Origin of the sequence: Algibacter sp. (genome assembly GCF_029245835.1) — a bacterium.
GTDB lineage: Bacteria > Bacteroidota > Bacteroidia > Flavobacteriales > Flavobacteriaceae > Algibacter_B.
The window spans coordinates 1-22,732 of the sequence record NZ_JAQWOO010000013.1 but is presented as its reverse complement, the minus strand read 5'-3'; the positions used below and the strand labels follow the sequence as shown (position 1 = coordinate 22,732).

Sequence of the window (22,732 nt, the reverse complement as noted above, 5' to 3'; positions counted from 1 at the left end):
GGTTTCATTGATGAAAATTCAATTTCTAAATTCCAAAATTTTTGGAATTTAGATTAAAATATCATTTGAATCGTGGTAGATTAATCTTCTAATTCGTCTTCCCTTGGGATAATGTTTATTGGAGGTTTTCTAAGAACTTGTTTGTTTGCGATATTGCGTTCTAAAGACAATAATAGAGAAGGTAAAAGTAGTAAATTAGAAAGCATAGCAAATAGTAATGTGGCAGAGACTAGGGCTCCTAAAGCTACTGTGCCACCAAAACTTGAAATGGTAAATACTGAAAACCCGAAAAACAAAACAATAGAGGTATAAAACATACTTACTCCAGTTTCACGTAAAGCGCCATAAACAGAGACTTTAATTTTCCAGTTATTAGCTTGAAGTTCTTGTCTGTATTTTGCTAAAAAGTGAATCGTATCATCAACAGAAATTCCAAAAGCAATACTAAACACTAAAATTGTTGAAGGCTTTATTGGTACGCCCAAGTAACCCATTAAACCAGCTGTTACCAAAAGCGGTAATAAGTTTGGAATGAGGGAGATGATAATCATTCGTCCAGAACGAAACATATAGGCCATAAACAAGGCTATTAATAGTATGGCTAAGCTTAATGATATGACTAAATTTTTAACTAAATATTTTGTTCCTTTCTGAAATAATAAGGCTTTTCCAGTCATAATAACATCATAACGATCTTTTGGAAATACTTTATCTATTTTTGTTTGAAGATTTTCTTCAAGACGTTCCATTTTATCAGTCCCAACATCTTTCATAAAGGTAGTTATACGAGCGTATTGACCAGTGCTGTCTACAAAATTATTGAGTAAATCGACATTTGAAGATGAGTTTTTAGCGTATGATAAAATAAAACTATTTTCTTGTGAAGATGGTAATTGATAATACTTTGTATTGCCATTATAATAGGCTTGTTTAGAGTATTTAACTAAACTAACTACAGAAACAGGTTTTGATAATTCTGGAGTTTCAATAATGAGATCTTCAAATTCATCCATGCGTTTAAGCGTAGATAGTTTCATGACCCCTTTTTTACGCTTGGTATCTATCATGATTTCTAATGGCATGATACCATTAAATTCTTTTTCAAAAAAGCGAATATCATTTACAAACTCAGATTCTTGAGGCATGTCTTCAATTAAACTGCCAGATATTTTTATTTGATATATACCTATAATACTTACTACAAGTAAGACTACAGAAGTGATATAAATAGCAATTCTTTTATGCCTTACCATGCGTTCCATCCAATTTACAAAACCACCAATCCAGCGTTTGTTTAAGTGCTCTAAGTGACGGTCTTTTGGATAAGGTAAAAAGCTATAGATAATAGGAATAATCAATAAGCATAGAATAAAAATAGAAATGATACTAAGTGAAGCTACAACTCCAAATTCTTTTAAAAGTTTACTTTCTGTTAAAATGAATGTTGCAAAACCAGAGGCCGTCGTAACATTAGTCATCAATGTAGCATTACCAATTTTTGTAATAACACGTTGTAAAGATTTTACTTTATTCCCGTGTAGCTTTACTTCGTTCTGATATTTATTGATTAAGAAAATACAGTTTGGTATTCCAATAACAATAATAAGAGGCGGTATTAAAGCTGTTAAAACTGTAATTTCATAATTTAATAAGCCAATAATGCCTAAAGTCCACGCTACACCAATACACACTACAACTAGAGAAATAAATGTGGCTCGAAACGACCTAAAAAAGAAAAAGAAAATAATCGACGTCACTAAAAGTGCAGCTATAATAAACTGACTGATTTCATCAACAATATTCTTTGAATTTAAAGTACGGATATAAGGCATCCCAGAAATGCGAACATCTAAGTTATAGGTGTCTTCAAAGGTTTTAATTTTAGGTAATAAAACATTAATAACAAAATCTTTTCTTGCGGATGTATTTACAATGGCTTTATTCATGTAAATAGCCGTACGTATTGTTTTTGTTTCTGTGTTAAATAAGAAATTATCGTAAAATGGGTATTTTTTAAAAAGCTCGTTTTGAAGTGTTTCAATTTGAGCTATAGAAGTAATAGAGTCTTTAATAAAAGGTTCCAAGTTGAACTTTTCATTTTCAGTATCTTTAACTAGTTTCTGAAGATCTTTTATAGAAATAACCGTTTCAACAGCTTCATTTTGTTTAAAATCTTTTGAAAGTTTATTCCAAGCATTTAGTTTTTCAACGGTAAATAAGGTGCTGTCTTTTACACCAAGTATAATAAGATTTCCTTCCTCTCCAAAGATTTTCAAAAAGTTATTATATGTAATATTTACTTCATGGTCGTCTGGCAACATATTCGCCTCACTGTAGGCTAAACGCATGTTATCCCATTTCTGAGCGAAAAGAATAGTAGAAATTAATATGCCTACAAGAATGATGATTTTATTGCGTAAAATCAATCTTGCGATAACATCCCAAAAGTCTTTCGTAAAAAGTTTAAACATGCTTTAGTTAAAAGATGCGCAAAGGTAGAAAAAACAAGAGTAATACCTCATAACGAGACGTTAAATGTAAATTTAAACGCAATATTATCGCCAATTTCAGGTAAATGATAACCACCATAACGATATGTAAGGCTTAAACCAAAACCAAAGAGCAATTTATTAAGTTCGAAACCCGACTCAGTATATCCTTTTTTTAATGAGCCAAACGAAACGTCTTGGTGTTTTTCAGGATTGTCCATGTCTCCAATAGCGACTCGTGTAATCAAAACCATTTGAGGTTTATAGCGCTCTGAAATATTGAAAGGTTTTAAAAAATGCTTGAATTGAAATGTTGCAAACTTATCTGAAAAAAACTCATTGAAATACATGGTTTCAAAACTATTTAATCCAGCCACAGAAAAACGTTGTAATATGGTTTCTTTATTAATATTGTTTGGATAGGCATGATACATATGTGTAAGAGGCGTATTTCCTCTAGCAACTCCCGATACTAATATGATTTCAGAAAAGGCATTTTTTTCATCTCCTATTTTATAAAGGGTTCTAAAGTCAAATTTTGAAAAACCAAAATTACTACCAAAAATATTATTAAAACTTTTAGTGTACTGAAGTGTAAATTTAGGATACCCTTCTTTGGTTTCTTTTGGTCCTTTTTCTGAAGCTTCAAAAGTACTAAACGGACTCCATTGTAAACCTATTTTTACGGTACTTAAATGAAAAGAATTAATAGCCGTATTGCCTGAAAGATAGCTGTAACTATAAGTTGGGTTTATATTACTTATGGCTAGTTCAGTTTCGGCTTCTATACTGGGTGTTAATTTATGTTCTAAACTTATGGCTTTTGTAATGTGCTTATGAAATAAATCAATATTAAGTAAACGAGGTTCGAAGAACTGAAAGAAACGTTTGTCTGTAAGGAATTTAGTACTTCCAGTTTCTTGTAAGTCATCCGTGTAAAATAGATTTACCCAAGTATTTGTTTTTTTGGCTAATCGAAACCCGCCTCCAATACTGTATTTAAAACGATGGTCTCTAAAACCATAAACCACATAGGTATTAAATCTGTATTTTTCGGAAAAAGCATTGTTTGTAACACCTCCAAGTCCAGTTCTAACACCTTCGTATTGATTAAACTTTATAAGATACCTGAGGTCTGTGTTGAAATATTTTGAGGGCAAAAAACCATTGCCTAAGCTTTTTAATAATTCCCTTTTTTTAATCGAATCTTGTTGAGGTTCAATATCCTTTTTTTGGAAAGATTGCCCATGAACTAGAGTTGTACAAATGATTAAAAGAAAAATTAAGTAACGTTTTAACATTTGTAAAAACTAGAAACTAAGGATTTATAAAAAAAGCGACTAAACTGTCGCCTTTAAAATTATACAGTCATGATTTCCTTTTCTTTATTATCGAAAAGTTCATCGACTTTTTTAACGAAAGTATCCGTCATTTGTTGTATGTCTATTTCAGCGTTATTCTTTAAATCTTCTGAAACATCTTCGTTCTTCTTTACATCGTTCATCGCATCTTTACGTGCCGTTCTGATACTTATTTTAGCATCTTCAGTTTCAGCTTTAGCTTGTTTAGCCAAATCTTTACGACGTTCTTCAGTTAAAGGTGGTACGTTAATAATAATAGTTTCACCATTATTCATAGGGTTAAATCCAAGATTAGCGTAAGCAATACCACGTTCAATTTCTTGAAGCATACTTTTTTCCCATGGCTGAACCGTAATTGTTCTACCATCAGGCGTATTCACGTTTGCCACTTGACTAAGTGGTGTTTGTGCACCATAATAATCAACCATAACACTTCCAAGCATAGCAGGACTAGCCTTACCAGCTCTAATATTAAGAAACTGTTTTTTAAGATGCGCAACCGCATTATCCATAGCCTCTTTCGTACTATCTAATATAAATTTTATGTCTTCGTTCATTGTTTTAAACTTTTAGTTCAAATTATATAATAGGTGTTCAAAAACTACACCAATAATTATACGTTAACAACTGTTCCAATATTTTCTCCAGAAACCACTTTAAGTAGGTTTCCTTTTTTATTCATATCAAAAACAATAATTGGTAATTTGTTTTCCTGACTTAGTGTGAATGCTGTAGTGTCCATCACTTTTAAGCCTTTTCTTAACACATCGTCAAAAGATATAGAATTAAATTTAACAGCAGTATTATCTTTTTCTGGATCGACATTATAAATACCATCAACTCGAGTGCCTTTTAAAATCACATCAGCTTCAATTTCTATAGCACGCAAAACGGCAGCAGAATCTGTAGTAAAATAGGGGTTTCCTGTTCCTCCACCAAAAATAACAACACGACCTTTTTCTAGATGCCGCATGGCTTTTCGTCTTATAAAAGGTTCAGCAACTTCATTAATTTTAATGGCAGATTGTAGTCTTGTAGGTAGTCCAGCATCTTCCAAAGCACCTTGTAAAGCTAAACCATTAATAACCGTAGCAAGCATGCCCATGTGGTCGCCTTGTACACGGTCCATTCCTTTACTAGCCCCTGCAACACCTCTAAAAATGTTACCGCCTCCAATAACTATGGCAACTTCTACACCTTTACTAGTAATCGTTTTTATGTCTTGCGCATATTCTGCTAGTCGGTCTGGATCTATACCATATTGGCGGTTTCCCATTAAGGCTTCGCCTGATAGTTTTAGGAGTATTCTTTTGTATGTCATGAGTTATTTACTGAGGTTGCACAAAGCTACACAATTTTTTTATTTTTTGAATCTTTACTAATTGATGTTTTTTGGCGGGTTTAAAAAAAACCGCGCTTTCCACTATATCTTTTTAAAACGTCATTGCGAGGAGGCACGACGTGGCAATCTGTTAATTTTTAGTTTATAACCTAAATTGTGTTTTTCCTATTTTAAAAAAGGATGGAGCCTGTCCTGAGCGAAGTCGAAGGGTTTCTATCGCTCCCGCAGGTATCCGCCAATTTTGGTTATAAATCTAACAACTTGACTTGTTTGCAGAAAAAAACCACCATCCTTAAAAAGAATAGTGGCTTAAATATTTATTTAGTTTCTATTTTTACAGGAACTGATTACCCTACCGTAGCACGTTTAAAACCTGAGATTTCAACATCGCCATAAGTAGAAACATATTCAGCAACAGTTTTCTTGTCATCCTTAATAAATCTTTGATCTAAAAGACATTGCTCTTGATCTAAAGTCGTGTTATCAGAAATAAAACGCTCCATTTTACCTGGTAAAATTCTATCCCAGATTTGTTCTGGCTTACCTTCAGCTTTTAATTCCGCTTTTGCAGCTTCTTCAGCCTCAGCTATAACTTCAGGAGTTAATTGCGCCATAGAAATATAACTAGGTACATTTTTAAGTGTTTTACCTAAACGCCCTAATTCAATATTATCTTTTTCAATAACGGCAATTCTAGCTTCAGTTTCTGATGCTACAAATGCAGGATCAAAATCTTTATAAGATAATGACGTAGCTCCCATAGAAGCAACTTGCATTGCCACATCTTTAACTAAAACTTCAGCGTTATCAACTTTAGCAGTTAAACCTACCAATGCAGCAATTTTGTTAATGTGTACGTAAGTACCAACATAAGCAGCTTCTAATTTCTCAAAAGCTGTAATTTCAAGTTTCTCACCAATAACACCTGTTTGCTCAACTAATTTTTCAGCAACTGTCATACCTTCAAAATCTGCAGCTAAAAAATCTTCTTTAGAGCTTGTGTTTAAAGCAATATCACCTAATTGACTAGCTAATGCTAGAAAGTTTTCGTTTTTACCAACAAAATCAGTTTCACATCCTAAAACAATAGCTATACCTTTTGTTTGGTCTGCACTAATTTTTGAAACAGCAGCACCTTCAGATGAATCTCTGTCAGCTCTTTTTTCTGCTACTTTTTGTCCCTTTTTACGAAGAACAGCAATAGCCTTATCAAAATCACCTTCAGCTTCAACTAAAGCTTTTTTGCAATCCATCATACCTGCGCCAGTTGCTTGTCTTAATTTATTGACTTCAGCGGCTGTAATTTTTACTGTAGTACTCATAGTTATTATAATTTAAAAAAGTCGTTCAATTTATTTTCAACCAAGAAAAAGAATTAAACGACTTATTTGTGTTGTATTAATGTTTTTTATTCTTCTTCAGCTGTTGCTTTTTTGGCTGGAGCAGCTTTTTCAACTACTACCTCTTCTTTGGCTTCAACTTTTGGAGCGGCCTCTTTTTTAGCTTTTGGAGCAGCTTCTTTTGCAGAAGCTGTAGCTTCTTTTTCAGCTTTACGTTCTGCTAATCCTTCAGATACTGCAAATGTTACAGCGGTTAAGATTTTATCTATCGATTTAGAAGCGTCATCATTTGCAGGAATCACATAATCAACCTGACGTGGGTCAGAGTTGGTATCAACCATTGCAAAAATTGGAATGTTTAATTTCTGAGCTTCTTTAATCGCGATATGCTCACGCTTAATATCTACAACAAATAAAGCACCAGGTAAACGCGTCATATCACTTATAGAACCTAAGTTTTTTTCTAACTTAGCTCTTAAACGATCAACTTGTAAACGCTCTTTTTTAGACAATGTCATGAACGTGCCGTCTTTCTTCATTCTATCAATAAAAGCCATTTTTTTAACCGCTTTTCTAATAGTAACAAAGTTAGTTAACATCCCTCCAGGCCATCTTTCAGTGATGTAAGGCATGTTAATTTCGCCAGCTTTTTCAGCAACAATATCTTTTGCTTGCTTTTTTGTTGCAACGAATAAAATTTTACGTCCAGAAGCTGCAATTTTAGCAAGTGCTGCTCCAGCTTCGTCAATTTTAGCCGCTGTTTTATAAAGGTTTATAATATGGATACCATTACGTTCCATATATACGTAAGGTGCCATATTTGGATTCCACTTACGGGTAAGGTGTCCAAAGTGTACACCTGCTTCAAGTAATTCTTTTACTTCTACTGCCATTTTTTAATAGTTTACGTTCTGTTGAATTAGCAATGTTCCATTTGGCTTTTAGCTTTTTAGCTTGGGCGCTTGGCTTCATTTAGATGCTAAACTAAATCCTGTCTTTTGGACTAGGACAACACTAACTGTTTTAAATTTATTATTGTGTTTGAAAATGATAAAGGAATCTGAAAACAGATCCTGAATCAAGTCCAGGATATTAACGTTTAGAGAATTGAAACTTCTTACGAGCTTTCTTCTGACCGAATTTCTTACGTTCAACCATTCTTGGATCTCTTGTTAATAAACCTTCTGGTTTTAAGATTAATCTGTTTTCAGCATCAACCTCGCACATAGCGCGAGAAATTGCTAAACGAACAGCTTCTGCTTGACCAGTAATACCACCTCCGAATACATTTACTGTAATATCAAAGTTGGCGTCATTGTTAGTCAAAACTAAAGGTTGTTTTACTTTGTACTGTAAGGTAGCAGTAGTAAAATAATTAGCTAAGTCTTTTTTATTGATTGTAATGTTACCTTTTCCTGGGGCAACATAAGCGCGCGCAACAGCCGTTTTTCTACGGCCAATTTTGTGAATTACTTCCATGTTATTTAAATTCTTCTAGATTTATTGTTTTTGGCTTTTGAGCTGCATGAGCATGCTCTGTACCAACAACAACTGTTAAGTTACGGAATAAAGCGGCACCTAATTTATTTTTAGGTAGCATTCCTTTAACTGATTTTTCTACTACTCTTGCAGGATCTTTTCCAAACAATTCTGTAGCAGTTAAACTTTTTTGACCTCCTGGATATCCGGTGTGACGAATGTATGACTTGTCAGCCCATTTGTTACCAGATAATGTGATTTTTTCAGCATTGATAACAATAACGTTATCTCCGCAATCTACGTGAGGTGTGAAGTTTGGCTTGTGTTTACCTCTAATAAGTTTTGCAACTTTAGAAGCTAAACGACCAAGCGCTTGACCTTCAGCATCAACCAAAACCCACTCCTTATTTACAGTAGCTTTGTTTGCTGAAATCGTTTTGTAGCTTAATGTGTCCACACTTTGATTTTTTAATTATTAAACATTCCTCTCTCAAAAAGAGTTTGCAAATTTACGATAAACTATCGGATTACCAAACCTTGTTTAAGGTTTTTTTGTAGTTGAAAATCAGGTCCATGAGGCAATAAAAAATTAAATACTGAATGTAGCACGTTGCAACCTGTCGTTGATTGATTTTCCTAAGCCATAATTGGGGAATTTTTCAGCGATAATAACATCTAGATTTTGATGGTCTAATTCATGTAAAGCATCATATAATTTTGATGCCGCTTCTGCCATATCGCCTTTTTGAGATAAGATGATTTGAGTCGTAATCGTATCGTCTTTCATGTCTGATTTGAAAAGCAAAATTCCAATACGCTTTCCTAAGTGTTTTTTAATGTCTTCTGAAACCGTATCGGTTAGAAATGTTTGTGTAGCTGGTGCATAATGTCTATCTAACATACCAGGAGCATCTGGACTTTCTTCTTTTTTATTTTTGATTGACACTTTTCCAATTACGGCTTCAATATCTTCTAGTGCAAGAGCGCCTAAACGATAAATGATGGGTTCGTCATCTTCAAAACCTATGATTGTAGATTCTATGCCGTTAATACAAGCACCACCATCCAAAACGTGCTCGATATCGTTTTTAAAATAACGTGCTACATGTTCTGGTTTTGTAGGGCTGATGCTCCCGAAAGGATTGGCACTTGGTGCTGCTAACGGAAAGGGTAATTGTTTTAAGAGCTCTAAAGTTACAGGATGGTTAGGCACACGTACTGCAACGGTATCTTTTCCTGCGGTGATGATGTCTGGAATACTAGATTGTTTTTTAAGCACCAACGTCATAGACCCTGGCCAAAAGGCATCAGCAAGTAATTTTGCTTTTTCGGGAACGTCACTTACAATAGTTTCTAAAGACTCCACTGAAGGCATATGAACAATAAGCGGATTAAAAAACGGGCGCTTTTTGGTTGCAAAAATGCTTTTAATGGCTTTCTCACTATAGATATTTCCTGCGAGACCATAAACGGTTTCGGTTGGTATTGCCACAAGCTTATCAGCCTTTAAAAGGGCAACCGCTTTTTGTATGTCTTTTGAAATGATACTCATACTTAGTTTCCGATTGCAATATTACTTCAAAAAAATGAAAGAATTATTCTTGTGCTTTTATTAGTTTTGCTGCTTCAAAAAAATAATAATGATTTCAGTAGATAGTTTAGCGGTAGAATTTAGTGGTCATACTTTGTTTAGTGATGTCTCTTTCACTATAAATGAGAATGATAAAATTGCCTTAATGGGGAAAAATGGTGCAGGAAAATCTACGATGATGAAAATTATTGCTGGTGTACAAAATGCCACGCGTGGTCATGTTAGAACGCCAAAAGATGGGGTGATTGCCTATTTGCCTCAGCATTTATTAACAGAAGATAATACAACGGTTTTTGAGGAAGCTTCTAAAGCTTTTAGTCATGTGTTTTCCATGCGTGATGAAATGGAAGCCCTAAACAAGGAGCTTGAAACTAGAACCGATTATGAGTCTGATGTGTACATGAAAATTATTGAACGTGTTTCAGATTTAGGTGACAAGTATTACGCCTTAGAAGATGTTAATTATGATGCTGAAGTTGAAAAAGCACTCAAAGGCTTAGGTTTTAAACAAGGAGACTTTGAGCGCCAAACCAATGAATTTTCTGGAGGATGGCGCATGCGAATTGAACTCGCTAAAATCTTACTTCAAAAACCAGATTTAATTTTATTGGATGAGCCCACCAACCATATTGATATTGAATCTGTCGTGTGGCTAGAAGATTTTTTAGTAAATAAAGCCAATGCTGTGGTTGTGATTTCTCATGATCGTGCTTTTATTGATAATATCACCAATCGTACGATTGAAGTGACTATGGGTCGTATTTACGATTATAAAGCGAAGTATACCCATTACTTGCAATTGCGTGAAGACCGCCGAACGCATCAAATAAAAGCCTATCAAGAACAGCAAAAAATGATTGCTGATAACATGGCGTTTATTGAGCGTTTTAAAGGGACCTACTCAAAAACCAATCAAGTGGCATCTCGAGAACGCATGTTAGAAAAATTGGATATTATAGAAATTGATGATATTGATACCTCGGCTTTAAAATTACGTTTTCCACCAACGCAACGCTCAGGTGATTATCCTGTAACCGTTAAGGAGGTGTCTAAATCTTACGGAAACCATCAGGTTTTTAAAAACGCAAATATGTCGATTGCTAGAGGGGAAAAAGTTTGTTTTGTTGGTCGGAATGGCGAAGGAAAATCCTCTATGATTAAAGCCATTTTAGGCGAAATTAACGTTGATGGCACTTGTAGCTTGGGGCATAATGTGAAAGTTGGGTATTTTGCGCAAAACCAAGCTGCTTTACTTGATGAAGAATTAACTATTTTTCAAACCGTTGATGAGGTGGCAAAAGGGGATGTGCGCACACAAATTAAAAACATCCTTGGGCGCTTTATGTTTAAAGGTGATGATATTGATAAAAAAGTAAGTGTTTTATCTGGTGGAGAAAAAACCAGATTGGCGATGGTAAAATTACTATTGGAACCTGTAAATTTGCTTATTCTGGATGAGCCAACCAATCACCTCGATTTAAAATCTAAAGACGTCCTTAAAGAAGCACTACAAAATTTTGATGGTACTTTACTATTGGTTTCTCACGATCGTGATTTTCTACAAGGGTTATCTAAAAAGGTGTTTGAATTTAAAGACCAACGTGTTATTGAACATTTTGAAACTATTGATGCTTTTCTAGAGCGCAATAGGGTAGAAAGCATAAAAGCTATGGATTTAAACTAAATTTTGGCAAGCACACCCGCGTTAGAGATTGCAGCGGCATTCTTTTTAAAGCTTAAATAACAAAATACATGTGAGCGAACTGAAATTTGGCAGATTGCCACGCCCTTCGTCATCGCAATGACGTTTTAAAAAGATATAGCGAAACATTTATGTTCATGAATTCGATAATATTAAATACAAAACCATGAAAAAAGCCCGACCCTTGTGGTAAGGCCCAAATATTTATCGTTTTAGTGTGAAATGCCCTGTAAACTTCTGGCCTTCTATAATAATAACGTACCAATAATCGCCTGTTGGTAACAGTTGCCCGCTAAATGTTCCGTTCCATGAAAAAGAAGTGTTTACAGCGTTTTTAAGGAGTTTTCCGTATCTATCGAAAATAGAAACTTGTGAAAAACTATAAAACTCAATACCTTTTAAATTGAAGGTATCGTTTACGTTGTCGCCGTTTGGTGTGAAAAATTTAGGAATATAAAAGTGAATGTGTTGAGTGGTAATTGCTTCGGTACAATCTTGATGCTTAACATAAATAGTATATTGTCCGCCTTCAACACTAGAAAATATGGGGTTTGATTGAAATGTAATACCGTCTATTGAATATAAAAAATCGCCAGCGTTAGATGTTTTTATGATGATATTATAATCGTCTGAGATAACACTTTCAATTATTGGATTATCGATTTGCGATAGGGTTATGGTTTTTGTTACGCTACATGAGTTATTTGAAACAATAACGGTATATGTGCCTGAGATTGATACATTTATTTCTTGATTGGTGCTACCATTATCCCACAAATAGGAGGTAACGATACTTGGGTCTGTTGGGTCTGCTTGTAGAGTTATAATTGTGTTTTCGCAGAAGCTGAATGATTCGTCTGTAACTTCTGGAGTTTCGAGGTATTCTATTTGAAGTGTTGTTCTTGATGTGGATTGACATCGACCTTCTATAGTTTCTGCTTCGGCATAATAGAGTCCTGAAGTGGTCGGGTTGAATGACGTATTATTTGCTAACAGTAAATTTCCTCCTGTGGCTGCATCATACCAATTTACTATAACTCCGGATGGGACAGTTACTGATAATGGTGTGGTGTCGTTTTCACAAATCATTAAATCCCCATTACTGATAGGAGCATTAGGAAAAGAAATGATTCTAATTTCATAAATTTCGGAAGAAGAATTGCAAGAATTGTTATTTACATTAATGGCATCTTCTGCAACTTTTACCCTATAGAATGTATTATTGTTAATTGAAGTTGCTGAATAAGTATTGCTTGTTTCTCCGGCTATATCAGTCCAGTTAACACTATCTGGACTTTCCTGCCATTGATAAAAATGTGATGAAAAAATAGTAAAATCTGGCAGTGCCGTTAGTGTTACTGAGAAAGGTAGCGCATCTTCACATACGCTAATTAAATTCATATTTGATGTGTCTTCAATTGCAATAGCATCTCCACAAGATTTAAAAATAATATCATCAAGCGCTAAATCATTTCCGCAACCTCCTACACCATTGTTTTTCATTTTTAATATCACAGATGTTTGACTTGGCAAAGTCTGAAATACTAATGCATACTGCTGCCAATTTGGGCTTGATGTTCCATTTATATTACCTGTATCGCCGCTAGCTAAAAGATTAGTATCTGTGTTATCCCAAATTTCAAATTTTACATTTATTGGTATTCCTACTCCGTTACAGCCAGAAGCTGGTAATAAATTTATCATCCATGAAGAAAACTCGTAAGTTGTGTTTTCGCAAAGCCCGTTTACTGTTGTTCTGTAGAACTCTCCGGAGGTAAAATCAGCATTAATAACCAGCATTTTACCATTTGTATCATTACTAGTATGGTCTTCAATATCATGCCACCCAAACCAATTTGTATTACTAGAAACATTATAAAAACCATCATTAGGTGACGTACTTATAAAGGCATAAGATGTGGTCCCTATAGGCAACTGTGTTGTTCCTCCTGTACCAAAGTTTTCTGTAAAAATAGGGTCGCCAGAATTGCCTGAGCAAAAACCTAGTTGTGCTTGAGTGTTCTGAGTAAAAAAACAAACAAAAACGATTAATATAGAAACACTATTTTTATTGATATAATCTAGATTTAAGTTTTAAAAACAACTGTATGATTGAATTAATAAAGCTATATTAATGAAAAGTTTTATAACCAAAAATTACAATAGACGAAATACACCTATACAAAAACAATACACGTATAAAAGTAGAGAAAATTATCTTAAAGTAAACCCTTTACCAGCCCACCAAGGATGAATTTCAATGTTTAGTCGTCCGGCAATGACCATGGGATCTGAATTTGCTAAACTGTCTGCCATTTTAAGTGTAGGTACATTATAAATAGTAATGCCACGAATATCTCCGTCATCTCCAAAAGGCCCTGAAATATCAGCATAACCTAAGTCATACATTTTTTTTAAATGTGCCAAATGTAGCGTTTGAAGTTCTGCAGATTCTTCTTCATTTTGCCCACGAATAGGTCCTTTTTTTAAAAATGCCATAAAATACTGTTGCATTAAAATGGTATCTTTCGTTTTCTCATCAACATAATCAAAGATTTTAAAACCTTTGGCTGTCAAGTCTTTTTTAATTTGTTCTATAGTTTTTGGAACAACTGTTTCAATAACTTCTTTAGGTTCTTCTATGATAGAATCTTTTACTTCAATTAAAACCGATTCAACCTCATTATCTATATCTGGTAATGTTGTTTTTGATTCCTCTTTACAACCAAAAAAGAGGAAAAAAAATAGTAATACAAATATTGTTTTTTTCATGATTTCCAGGTATTATAAGGGTGCTTACTTAATTGCGAATTATAATATTTAATGTGTCCGGTAACTTCTTCTCCCAACCAACTCGGTTTTTCAAAGGTTTCGTTTTCACTTTCTAACTCTACTTCTGCAATAATTAAACCTTCATTATCTTTAAAAAATTCGTCTACTTCAAAAATATGTTTCCCTGCTTTTATTTCATAACGTATTTTATCAATTATTGTTGGTTCACAGAGTTTTAAAAGTGCTTCTGCTTCTTTTTTAGAAATTTCTTTTTCCCATTCAAACCTTGATAACCCATTGCTAGTTGATAGTCCTTTTACGGTTATAAGTCCTATATTATCTCTCAATCTAACACGAACGGTACGTGCTTTATGGGTATTTAAAAATCCTTGGCTAATTCTAGTCTTTCGGAAGGCTTCTTTTTTATAAGCTTCAGAAGTTATCAAAAATTTTCGTTCTATTTCTATCATTAAAAAGCTATTTCTAATTAATTATAAATCTTAATTTTTAAAATATGAAAAATAATTAATGCCTAAATTTACAGTATGTTAACCAATTTACCAATACGAAAAATTATTCATGTAGATATGGATGCTTTTTATGCCTCTGTAGAGCAATTGGATAATCCTGAACTTAAAGGTAAAGCTATTGCTGTTGGTGGTGGTGGAAAACGAGGCGTGGTTAGTGCTGCCAGTTATGAAGCTAGAAAATATGGTGTTAAAAGTGCCATGGCAGGGGCTTTGGCTATAAAACTATGTCCGCATCTTATTTTTGTAAAGACGAATTTTGATCGCTACAGAGAGATTTCTGATGCGATTAGAAATATTTTTTATGATTACACAAATTTGGTAGAACCGCTATCTCTTGATGAAGCTTATTTAGACGTGACCAAAAACAAAAAGGGAAACCCTAGTGCGTCTTTAATTGCCAAAGAGATAAAAGCACGAATTTTAGATGAAGTTGGTTTAACGGCTTCGGCTGGCATTTCTATTAATAAGTTTATTGCTAAAGTGGCTAGTGATTATAACAAGCCTAACGGACAAAAAACGGTAAATCCAGAAGAAGTTCTTGAGTTTTTAGAAGCACTGGATATTAGGAAGTTTTACGGTGTTGGTAAAGTAACCGCAGAAAAAATGTACCAAAAAGGCATTTTTACAGGATTGGATTTGAAGCAGAAATCTTTAGCATATTTAACTGAAAACTTCGGTAAATCTGGAGGCTACTATTATTATATTGTTAGAGGCATTCATACCAGTGAAGTGAAACCGCAAAGAACCAGAAAAAGTTTAGCTGCCGAACGTACGTTTAGCGAAAATTTATCTTCTGAAGTTTTTATGTTGGAAAAGCTAGAGCATATTGCCGAAGAAGTGGCGCGTAGATTGCTAAAAAGTAAAGTTGCTGGAAAAACGGTAACGTTAAAGATAAAATATAGTGATTTTACGTTACAAACACGAAGCAAAACCTTACCCTATTATATTGGTGATAAAAACGTGATATTAGAAACTGCAAAAGATTTATTGTACCAAGAAAAGTTGAGTAATTCGGTGCGGTTGTTAGGTATTTCTATGTCTAATTTAAATACTGAAAAGAAGAAAAAACCTGAGTTAAAAAAAAGCGTTAGTGTTCAGTTGCGGTTTGAGTTTTAAATTGGTTTAAAAGGATTGAAGTACTACTTGACTTTGTCAGAAAAATTAGCTAAATTTGTTTAACGAATGATAAAAAACATTAAAACGATTTTTTTATCAGAGCATTAGGCACAATTAAAAAATAAATAATGATTTATAGTTTTTCTAAATCTGATATAACTAGATATATTGTCTTGGATCATTCTCTATTAATTGAAGAAATTACTTCGGAAACAATTTGTAAACTATTAGGAATAGATATATTAGATTCAAAGGCATTAGGCCATAATTTTGGTTCTTTAAGTTTTTATCAAAAAGTATTATTGATAAAGGATGTAATTGGTGTTGATTCTGAGATGGCAAAAAAAATAGAAGTATTTTCTCAAATTAGAAATAAGTTTGCCCATTTAAGAAAAATAGAGACTTGGAGAGATTTTTTTTCATTATCTAAAACATACTCTAATATTGAAAGAAATTTAAAAAATTGGTATCAAACAGAAGAAAATATTGATTTGGATTTTGAGAATAATACAAGACTCTTATACTTTCATCTAACAGAAGATTTATTCAGGTTCTTAGTAAAAATTAACAGTTATTATGAAGACAATCAAAGAAAATCCAAGCAAGAGATTCACCACAATAATGCCTTGTTTGAATTTATGAAAAAAAAATTAAGTGATGAACTAGGAATTGATGACATTGATGAGGCATATTTCAAAAGATATTCAGATGAAATAGAATAACTATGCCTAACACCGTATAAAAAAAATTGCTAGTTTTGGCTAGACCAAAGTTAGTTGCTCGTTTGCTAGCTTCTGATTTTCCTTATACATAAACGTTAAACGAACCTCCCTAAAACACACCACCTTCCAATTAAAAACAAAACTTAATAAACAAATGCGTTAGCGATTGAAACGGCATCCTTTTAAATAGAAAAAACTGCTAAAAAGCAGTTTTTTCTATTTAAAAGATATAGTGTAAAAGCGCGACCTTTAGGTAACGCCCAAATATTTATAATGCTATAAATTACAAGTTTCAATTTCTGTAACACGTAGCGTGTTAACCATACCTTTGTCTTTCATTGGCATGGCTGCTAAACTAATAAGCATATCGCCAACATCTAAATATCCCATTTTACAGGCTATGGCATTAACATCTTCAATGGTTTCATCAGTACTTACAAATTTATCGTAATAGAATGCACGAACACCCCAAAGTAAACTTAAACGGGTTAAAATACGTTTGTTTGATGTAAATACTAAAATATGACATGATGGTCTCCAAGCCGAAATTTGAAATGCTGTATACCCACTATTTGTTAACGTTGAAATGGCTTTTGCGTTAATTTCGTTTGCCATATTAGCGGCATGATAACATATAGATTTTGTGATAAAACGGTTGGTACGAATGTGTGGTGGCAATTGAGGAACTTGAATTAATTTTGAGTTCTCTACGTTTTTTAAAATGTTTGCCATTTGCTTAATTACCTGCACAGGGTATTGACCAACTGAAGTTTCGCCAGATAGCATTACGGCATCAGCACCATCCATTACAGAGTTTGCAACATCGTTTACTTCTGCTCTTGTTGGCGTTAAACTATCAATCATAGTTTCCATCATTTGCGTTGCAATAATTACTGGAATTCTTGCTTTTTTAGCACGCAATACTAATTGCTTTTGAATTAGTGGTACTTCTTCTGCAGGAACTTCTACACCTAGATCACCACGAGCTACCATTAAACCATCACAGTGTGCAACAATTTTATCTATGTTTTCTACAGCTTCTGGTTTTTCAATTTTTGCAATAATTGGAATTTTATAACTCCCATGTTCTGCTATTAAATCACGCAATTGCATTAAATCTTCTGCATGACGTACAAAAGAAAGTGCTATCCAATCAACATTTAAACTGATGGCGAAAATAGCATCTTCAATATCTTTTTCTGTTAAAGCTGGTTGAGAAATATCTGTATTTGGAAGGTTTACACCTTTCTTAGATTTTAATGGACCGCCTTGAATAACTTTGGCTTTTACTTCTGACTTACCGTCTGTTGAGATGACTTCAAAAAGTAATTTTCCATCATCTAAAAGAATACGCTCACCAGGTTTTGCATCTTGCGGAAACCTATCGTAAGTCATATAAACACGCTCTTTTGTACCTTCAAAACGTTCGCCAGTAGCAAAAATAATCTCATCTCCTGGATTTACAACTACCTCTTCTTTCATAACACCAACACGAAGCTTTGGCCCTTGTAAATCTGCTAGGATTGCTGCTGTAAAACCGAACTCTTCATTAAGTTCCCGTATCATTTGAATACGCTCTTTTACATCATTATAATCTGCGTGCGAAAAGTTTATTCTAAATACATTAGCACCTTCTTCAAGCATCCCTTTTAAAACTTCTTTTGTGCTCGTAGCAGGTCCTAACGTTGCTACTATTTTGGTTTTTTTATCTATTGACATTAGTTAAAAATTAAATTATCTTTTGATTTCAATTTATTCGAGTCTAAACTGTAAGCGGTTGCAATTCTAGGTATTTTTAATATACTTTCTAAAATATATTTTTCTTTACTAAAACTAAACTCACTATCTATTTTTAAAAAATAGTTTACAGTTTTATGCTCTGGCAATAACTGAAATGTTTTGGTTATTTTATCTTGGTTATCGAATAACGACTTATAATCTGATTGCTGAAGGGCTTCTGTTTTACAAATATTAGAAACTAAACTCCATGTTATTAATTGTTTATGATCTTCCCACTCATAAATTGAATAGGAAACTTGTCCGTTTTTATAATCTATGTCTGATGATTTTCTCGACAGCGTTATACCTAAATACTTGTTAAGAAGATATGCTAAACGATAGTCTTCTAGCCTGCAATGTATTGCAATTAAGGTATATAATGCATCATCAAAAGTATCATCAAGAATAAGTTTGTGAACAGCCATAACTTATATTTAAACTTGGTAAATATAGTATTTATAAAGATTAGTTGTATAAAGTTAATGCCAATCTTGACAATAAATAGAACTAAAACGTTGTAGTTGATTAGTTTGTTATTTATACTTACTATAGCATCTTCGACATTTTACTTTGGAAAGCAAAAAAGGCACGTTTTGAAGCCTTTTCTTCAGCTTTTTTCTTTGAAGTTGCTCTGGCTTTGGAAATCACTTTATTATCAATAGATAGTTTTACAGAAAAATGCCTAACATCATCATTTCCTGAATCTTCATAAACATTATAGCCAAATGTTTTCTTTTCCTTTTGACACCATTCAATAAGTAAACTTTTGTAACTAATAACCCGTCCTTCTAGGGTTTCAATATCTACATGAGGAATGATAACACGTTTAAAAATAAATTTTTCACTATACTTATAACCTCTATCTAAAAAAATAGCGCCTACTAAAGCTTCAAATAAATTACCGTGAATATTATCTCCAAATTGACCTGGAGGAATTTTACTTTCAACTAAATCAATTAGTTTTAAATCTTTACCCAACTCGTTTAAATGCTCTCTACTCACAATTTTTGATCGCATTTTGGTTAAGTAGCCTTCATCGCCACTTGGCACTTCAAGATATAGATGTGATGCAATTACTGAACTTAGCATCGCATCTCCTAAAAATTCTAGACGTTCGTAATTAAACGGGTTTCCTTTAGTATCTTTAATATTCATAGACCGATGGGTAAAGGCCTTTTTGTAATATTTAATAGTCTTAGGTTTAAACCCTAGTATTTGAGTTAATTCCATAAAAAAATTCCCGTTGCGTTTAAAACGGGAATTTAGTATGTTACGAATGCTATCCATTCGGGATTTAATCTATTTTTTTGAATATTACACAAGCGTTGTGACCGCCAAATCCAAATGTATTACTCATTGCTACTTTTACGTCGCGCTTTTGTGCCTTGTTTAAGGTTAAATTTAATTCAGGATCAATGTTTTCATCTACTGTAGTGTGGTTTATTGTTGGAGGTACAATACCGTGTTCCATTGCCAATATAACCGAAATAGCTTCAATAGCCCCAGCAGCACCTAAAAGGTGACCTGTCATTGATTTTGTTGAATTTATATTTATATTTTTAGCGTGACTTCCAAATACTTCTGAAATTGCTTTAAGTTCTGCAACATCACCTAAAGGTGTAGATGTACCATGTGTATTAATATGGTCAACATCTTCTGGCTTTAAGCCTGCATTTTCTAAACAATTCTTCATTACTGCTATAACCCCAATACCTTCTGGGTGTGGTGCTGTCATATGATATGCATCAGAAGATAAACCTCCTCCAATACATTCAGCATATATTTTAGCCCCTCTTGCTTTTGCATGTTCGTATTCTTCTAGAACTAGTGCTCCCGCACCTTCACCTAAAACAAAACCATCTCTTGAAGCGTCAAAAGGACGCGAGGCTGTTTCAGGACTTTCATTTCTAGTAGATAGCGCATGCATCGCATTAAAACCTCCCATACCAGCAATAGTTACTGCAGCTTCACTTCCGCCTGTAACAACCACATCTGTGTGCCCTAAACGTATCGAGTTTAAAGCATCAAACATAGCGTTTGCAGAAGATGCACATGCAGAAACTGTCGTGTAATTTGGCCCCATAAAACCATGTTTTATAGAGATGTTTCCTGGTGCAATATCAGCAATCATTTTTGGAATAAAGAATGGGTTAAATCTTGGTGTTCCATCGCCAGCAGCAAAGTTTAAAACTTCATTCTGAAAGGTTTCTAAACCACCAATACCTGCTCCCCATATAACACCAACACGTAACTTATTAACTTCATCTAGATTTAACTTAGAATCCGCAATAGCTTCGTCTGCCGCTACCATAGCGTATTGAGCAAACTTGTCCATTCTTCTAGACTCTTTTCTATCTATAAAGTCAGTAACATTAAAGTTTTTTAATTCGCAAGCGAATTTTGTTTTAAACTTTTCGGTGTCGTAATATGTTATAGGCGCAGCTCCACTTTTACCACTAATTAAGCCTTCCCAATATTCATCTATGGTATTGCCAATTGGTGTTAAAGCTCCTAATCCTGTGACTACAACGCGCTTTAATTCCATAAAGTATTTGCTTGATTTTACTTATTTAGCTGCTTCTATATAAGAGATAGCTTGACCTACTGTAGCGATGTTTTCAGCTTGGTCATCTGGTATTTGAATATCAAATTCTTTTTCGAATTCCATAATTAATTCTACAGTGTCTAAAGAGTCGGCTCCTAAATCGTTTGTGAAGCTAGCTTCTGTTACAACTTCGTTCTCATCTACTCCTAGTTTATCCACGATAATGGCTTTTACTCTTGATGCAATGTCTGACATAATCTTTTAATTTAAATGTTTTAATTAGTTGGCAAAAATAAAAAACTTTATTTTATAATACACTTTTATAATAAAAATGTGGTTGTAATTTACTAAAATTACTTTTAAGTATTTACTTTTTCCCTTCTAATTGTTAATAATTATTCTTTTTTTTGTTCGAATAATATTTACACTATAGCTTGTAAAATGAAATGAGCTTACGAATTTTGCTGAACATTGTTGTAATTTCGATTTACGAATTACATCTCACATTAATTTTAAAATAAAAACCAACAGATGAAACGTATTGTAATTTTTGCGTCCGGAAGTGGCACTAATGCTGAAAATTTAATTAAGTTTTTTCACAACAGCGATACTGTGTCTGTTATTCAAGTGTTAACTAACAATCCTCATGCCAAAGTTTTAGAACGGGCAAAAAAACTAAAGGTTAGCGCACTATCATTCAATAGAATAGCTCTATTAGAGACTGATGACGTACTTAATATATTAAAAGCTTCAAAACCAGACTTAATTGTTTTGGCTGGTTTTTTATGGAAATTTCCTGAAAATATATTGAATGCTTTCCCCAATAAAGTTATTAATGTACACCCTGCATTATTACCAAAATATGGCGGAAAAGGCATGTACGGTATGCACGTCCATGAAGCTGTTGTTGCTAATAAAGAAAAACAAACCGGTATAACCATTCATTATGTAAACGAATTTTATGATGAAGGTGCTATTATTTTTCAGGCGACATGTGATGTAAATAGTGATGATTCTGCTGAAGATGTTGCTGCTAAGATTCATGAATTGGAGATGGAACATTTTCCAAAGGTTGTGGAGAAGCTTTTAAATGAGTAAAAAGAAAAAGAAATATTATACCGTTTGGAAAGGACATCACACTGGTGTTTTTGACTCTTGGAACGATTGTAAAGCGCAAATAAAAGATTTTCAAGGCGCTCAATACAAATCATTTTCAACGTTTGATGCTGCAAAAGCGGCTTTAAAAGGTAATTATTTTGACTACATTGGAAAAGATAAAAGTTTTAAAAGCGAATTGTCTTCTGAGCAACTCAAAAAAATAGGGCAACCAAATTATAATTCTATTTCTGTTGATGCTGCCTCTAGCGGAAATCCTGGCATAATGGAATATCGTGGTGTAGATACTAAAACAAAAAAACAATTATTCATTCAAGGCCCTTTTGAAGAAGGCACTAATAATATAGGTGAATTTTTAGCTTTGGTACATGGTTTAGCCATACTTAAAAAGAATAATAGTGATAGAATACTTTACACAGATTCTAAAACTGCAATGAGTTGGGTTAGGAAGAAAACCTGCAATACGAAACTAGAGCGTAACCAGAAAAATAAACCTGTTTTTAACTTAGTTGATAGAGCCATTGATTGGCTTAAAAATAACACTTACAATACGATTATAGTAAAATGGGAAACTAAAGCTTGGGGTGAAATTCCAGCCGATTTTGGAAGAAAATAATCTGCATTTCTAAACACATTTATTATTGCCTTTTAAAATCTTAAAAAAAGTTAGGGAACATAATAAATTATATCCCCCAATCTTCAATTGATAATAACCTGAGTTCGATTAATATTTAGATAAGTTTTAATAGTAAAAAAGATAGATTTTTAGTAAATTAAAGTACTGAAATTCAATTTATTAATCTAAAAACCTATCTATGTTTTGTTACTCTAAAATTACAGATTTATTT

The 22,732-nt window shown here is 33.4% G+C and carries 22 protein-coding genes; 5 read left to right on the top strand and 17 right to left on the bottom strand.

Going from position 1 to position 22,732, the window contains the following annotated elements:
- Window positions 1–80: 80 nt before the first annotated feature.
- From P8K68_RS01710 to P8K68_RS01670, 9 genes are all read right to left on the bottom strand, one after another.
- Window positions 81–2,471: an efflux RND transporter permease subunit gene (locus P8K68_RS01710; RefSeq protein ID WP_300247569.1), complete on the bottom strand. Its 2,391-nt coding sequence runs from the start codon at window positions 2,469–2,471 to the stop codon at window positions 81–83.
- A 47-nt stretch (window positions 2,472–2,518) separates the two neighbouring features.
- Entirely contained in the window at window positions 2,519–3,790 is a 1,272-nt protein-coding gene (locus tag P8K68_RS01705) for a hypothetical protein (RefSeq protein ID WP_300247567.1), read from the bottom strand.
- Window positions 3,791–3,849: 59 nt separating this feature from the next.
- Window positions 3,850–4,407 (bottom strand): ribosome recycling factor, encoded by a 558-nt coding sequence (gene frr / locus P8K68_RS01700; protein ID WP_300247566.1) that lies wholly within the window; start codon window positions 4,405–4,407, stop codon window positions 3,850–3,852.
- 56 nt (window positions 4,408–4,463) lie between these two features.
- Window positions 4,464–5,171: a UMP kinase gene (pyrH, locus tag P8K68_RS01695; protein ID WP_300247564.1), complete on the bottom strand. Its 708-nt coding sequence runs from the start codon at window positions 5,169–5,171 to the stop codon at window positions 4,464–4,466.
- A gap of 368 nt (window positions 5,172–5,539) precedes the next feature.
- On the bottom strand, window positions 5,540–6,514 hold the full coding sequence (gene tsf / locus P8K68_RS01690) for a translation elongation factor Ts (protein WP_300247562.1): 975 nt from the start codon (window positions 6,512–6,514) through the stop codon (window positions 5,540–5,542).
- Window positions 6,515–6,600: 86 nt separating this feature from the next.
- Complete coding sequence (gene rpsB / locus P8K68_RS01685; RefSeq protein WP_300247560.1) at window positions 6,601–7,425, bottom strand: 30S ribosomal protein S2; 825 nt, start codon at window positions 7,423–7,425, stop codon at window positions 6,601–6,603.
- A 199-nt stretch (window positions 7,426–7,624) separates the two neighbouring features.
- Window positions 7,625–8,011, bottom strand: a complete 387-nt coding sequence (rpsI, locus tag P8K68_RS01680; RefSeq protein ID WP_300247558.1) for a 30S ribosomal protein S9 — start codon at window positions 8,009–8,011, stop codon at window positions 7,625–7,627.
- Between the two features lies 1 nt (window position 8,012).
- A complete protein-coding gene (gene rplM / locus P8K68_RS01675) occupies window positions 8,013–8,468 on the bottom strand; it encodes a 50S ribosomal protein L13 (protein WP_300247556.1) in 456 nt (151 codons plus the stop codon).
- Window positions 8,469–8,600: 132 nt separating this feature from the next.
- On the bottom strand, window positions 8,601–9,563 hold the full coding sequence (locus P8K68_RS01670; RefSeq protein WP_300247554.1) for an L-threonylcarbamoyladenylate synthase: 963 nt from the start codon (window positions 9,561–9,563) through the stop codon (window positions 8,601–8,603).
- Window positions 9,564–9,651: 88 nt separating this feature from the next.
- Between P8K68_RS01670 and P8K68_RS01665 the strand changes: the two genes are divergently transcribed.
- Window positions 9,652–11,286 (top strand): ABC-F family ATP-binding cassette domain-containing protein, encoded by a 1,635-nt coding sequence (locus tag P8K68_RS01665; RefSeq protein WP_300247552.1) that lies wholly within the window; start codon window positions 9,652–9,654, stop codon window positions 11,284–11,286.
- Between the two features lie 222 nt (window positions 11,287–11,508).
- Here P8K68_RS01665 and P8K68_RS01660 read toward each other — a convergent pair whose 3' ends face one another.
- From P8K68_RS01660 to P8K68_RS01650, 3 genes are all read right to left on the bottom strand, one after another.
- Entirely contained in the window at window positions 11,509–13,239 is a 1,731-nt protein-coding gene (locus tag P8K68_RS01660) for a T9SS type B sorting domain-containing protein (protein WP_300247551.1), read from the bottom strand.
- A 279-nt stretch (window positions 13,240–13,518) separates the two neighbouring features.
- Entirely contained in the window at window positions 13,519–14,076 is a 558-nt protein-coding gene (locus tag P8K68_RS01655) for a hypothetical protein (protein ID WP_300247549.1), read from the bottom strand.
- Window positions 14,073–14,546 (bottom strand): CYTH domain-containing protein, encoded by a 474-nt coding sequence (locus tag P8K68_RS01650; protein ID WP_300247547.1) that lies wholly within the window; start codon window positions 14,544–14,546, stop codon window positions 14,073–14,075. The genes P8K68_RS01655 and P8K68_RS01650 overlap by 4 nt, the downstream gene beginning before the upstream one ends.
- A 75-nt stretch (window positions 14,547–14,621) precedes the next feature.
- Here P8K68_RS01650 and dinB point away from each other — a divergent pair, with 75 nt between their 5' ends.
- A complete protein-coding gene (dinB, locus tag P8K68_RS01645; protein WP_300247545.1) occupies window positions 14,622–15,722 on the top strand; it encodes a DNA polymerase IV in 1,101 nt (366 codons plus the stop codon).
- Between the two features lie 128 nt (window positions 15,723–15,850).
- Complete coding sequence (locus P8K68_RS01640; protein ID WP_300247543.1) at window positions 15,851–16,444, top strand: hypothetical protein; 594 nt, start codon at window positions 15,851–15,853, stop codon at window positions 16,442–16,444.
- Between the two features lie 276 nt (window positions 16,445–16,720).
- Here the strand turns inward: P8K68_RS01640 and pyk are convergent, their stop codons facing one another.
- From pyk to P8K68_RS01615, 5 genes are all read right to left on the bottom strand, one after another.
- The gene (pyk, locus tag P8K68_RS01635; protein WP_300247541.1) at window positions 16,721–18,163 is read right to left on the bottom strand and encodes a pyruvate kinase; all 1,443 of its coding nucleotides are present in this window, start codon (window positions 18,161–18,163) and stop codon (window positions 16,721–16,723) included.
- Window positions 18,163–18,648, bottom strand: coding sequence for an IPExxxVDY family protein (locus P8K68_RS01630; protein WP_300247539.1), 486 nt, complete (start codon window positions 18,646–18,648; stop codon window positions 18,163–18,165). The genes pyk and P8K68_RS01630 overlap by 1 nt, the downstream gene beginning before the upstream one ends.
- Before the next feature lie 121 nt (window positions 18,649–18,769).
- Window positions 18,770–19,510: a ribonuclease III gene (gene rnc, locus P8K68_RS01625; protein ID WP_300247537.1), complete on the bottom strand. Its 741-nt coding sequence runs from the start codon at window positions 19,508–19,510 to the stop codon at window positions 18,770–18,772.
- Window positions 19,511–19,517: 7 nt separating this feature from the next.
- The gene (gene fabF, locus P8K68_RS01620; protein ID WP_300247535.1) at window positions 19,518–20,768 is read right to left on the bottom strand and encodes a beta-ketoacyl-ACP synthase II; all 1,251 of its coding nucleotides are present in this window, start codon (window positions 20,766–20,768) and stop codon (window positions 19,518–19,520) included.
- 21 nt (window positions 20,769–20,789) lie between these two features.
- Window positions 20,790–21,023: an acyl carrier protein gene (locus P8K68_RS01615; protein ID WP_007647141.1), complete on the bottom strand. Its 234-nt coding sequence runs from the start codon at window positions 21,021–21,023 to the stop codon at window positions 20,790–20,792.
- 276 nt (window positions 21,024–21,299) lie between these two features.
- Between P8K68_RS01615 and P8K68_RS01610 the strand changes: the two genes are divergently transcribed.
- Both P8K68_RS01610 and P8K68_RS01605 read left to right on the top strand, forming a co-directional pair.
- Window positions 21,300–21,866 (top strand): phosphoribosylglycinamide formyltransferase, encoded by a 567-nt coding sequence (locus P8K68_RS01610; RefSeq protein ID WP_300247533.1) that lies wholly within the window; start codon window positions 21,300–21,302, stop codon window positions 21,864–21,866.
- A complete protein-coding gene (locus P8K68_RS01605; RefSeq protein ID WP_300247531.1) occupies window positions 21,859–22,500 on the top strand; it encodes a ribonuclease H family protein in 642 nt (213 codons plus the stop codon). The genes P8K68_RS01610 and P8K68_RS01605 overlap by 8 nt, the downstream gene beginning before the upstream one ends.
- The last annotated feature ends 232 nt before the right edge of the window (window positions 22,501–22,732 follow it).

Excerpts from the sequence above, each read along its gene's own strand:
- P8K68_RS01710 (WP_300247569.1), bottom strand. The coding sequence starts at position 2,471 with ATGTTTAAACTTTTTACGAAAGACTTTTGGGATGTTATCGCAAGATTG.
- P8K68_RS01705 (WP_300247567.1), bottom strand. The coding sequence starts at position 3,790 with ATGTTAAAACGTTACTTAATTTTTCTTTTAATCATTTGTACAACTCTA.
- frr (WP_300247566.1), bottom strand. The coding sequence starts at position 4,407 with ATGAACGAAGACATAAAATTTATATTAGATAGTACGAAAGAGGCTATG.
- pyrH (WP_300247564.1), bottom strand. The coding sequence starts at position 5,171 with ATGACATACAAAAGAATACTCCTAAAACTATCAGGCGAAGCCTTAATG.
- tsf (WP_300247562.1), bottom strand. The coding sequence starts at position 6,514 with ATGAGTACTACAGTAAAAATTACAGCCGCTGAAGTCAATAAATTAAGA.
- rpsB (WP_300247560.1), bottom strand. The coding sequence starts at position 7,425 with ATGGCAGTAGAAGTAAAAGAATTACTTGAAGCAGGTGTACACTTTGGA.
- rpsI (WP_300247558.1), bottom strand. The coding sequence starts at position 8,011 with ATGGAAGTAATTCACAAAATTGGCCGTAGAAAAACGGCTGTTGCGCGC.
- P8K68_RS01670 (WP_300247554.1), bottom strand. The coding sequence starts at position 9,563 with ATGAGTATCATTTCAAAAGACATACAAAAAGCGGTTGCCCTTTTAAAG.
- P8K68_RS01665 (WP_300247552.1), top strand. The coding sequence starts at position 9,652 with ATGATTTCAGTAGATAGTTTAGCGGTAGAATTTAGTGGTCATACTTTG.
- P8K68_RS01655 (WP_300247549.1), bottom strand. The coding sequence starts at position 14,076 with ATGAAAAAAACAATATTTGTATTACTATTTTTTTTCCTCTTTTTTGGT.
- P8K68_RS01650 (WP_300247547.1), bottom strand. The coding sequence starts at position 14,546 with ATGATAGAAATAGAACGAAAATTTTTGATAACTTCTGAAGCTTATAAA.
- dinB (WP_300247545.1), top strand. The coding sequence starts at position 14,622 with ATGTTAACCAATTTACCAATACGAAAAATTATTCATGTAGATATGGAT.
- P8K68_RS01640 (WP_300247543.1), top strand. The coding sequence starts at position 15,851 with ATGATTTATAGTTTTTCTAAATCTGATATAACTAGATATATTGTCTTG.
- pyk (WP_300247541.1), bottom strand. The coding sequence starts at position 18,163 with ATGTCAATAGATAAAAAAACCAAAATAGTAGCAACGTTAGGACCTGCT.
- P8K68_RS01630 (WP_300247539.1), bottom strand. The coding sequence starts at position 18,648 with ATGGCTGTTCACAAACTTATTCTTGATGATACTTTTGATGATGCATTA.
- rnc (WP_300247537.1), bottom strand. The coding sequence starts at position 19,510 with ATGGATAGCATTCGTAACATACTAAATTCCCGTTTTAAACGCAACGGG.
- fabF (WP_300247535.1), bottom strand. The coding sequence starts at position 20,768 with ATGGAATTAAAGCGCGTTGTAGTCACAGGATTAGGAGCTTTAACACCA.
- P8K68_RS01615 (WP_007647141.1), bottom strand. The coding sequence starts at position 21,023 with ATGTCAGACATTGCATCAAGAGTAAAAGCCATTATCGTGGATAAACTA.
- P8K68_RS01610 (WP_300247533.1), top strand. The coding sequence starts at position 21,300 with ATGAAACGTATTGTAATTTTTGCGTCCGGAAGTGGCACTAATGCTGAA.
- P8K68_RS01605 (WP_300247531.1), top strand. The coding sequence starts at position 21,859 with ATGAGTAAAAAGAAAAAGAAATATTATACCGTTTGGAAAGGACATCAC.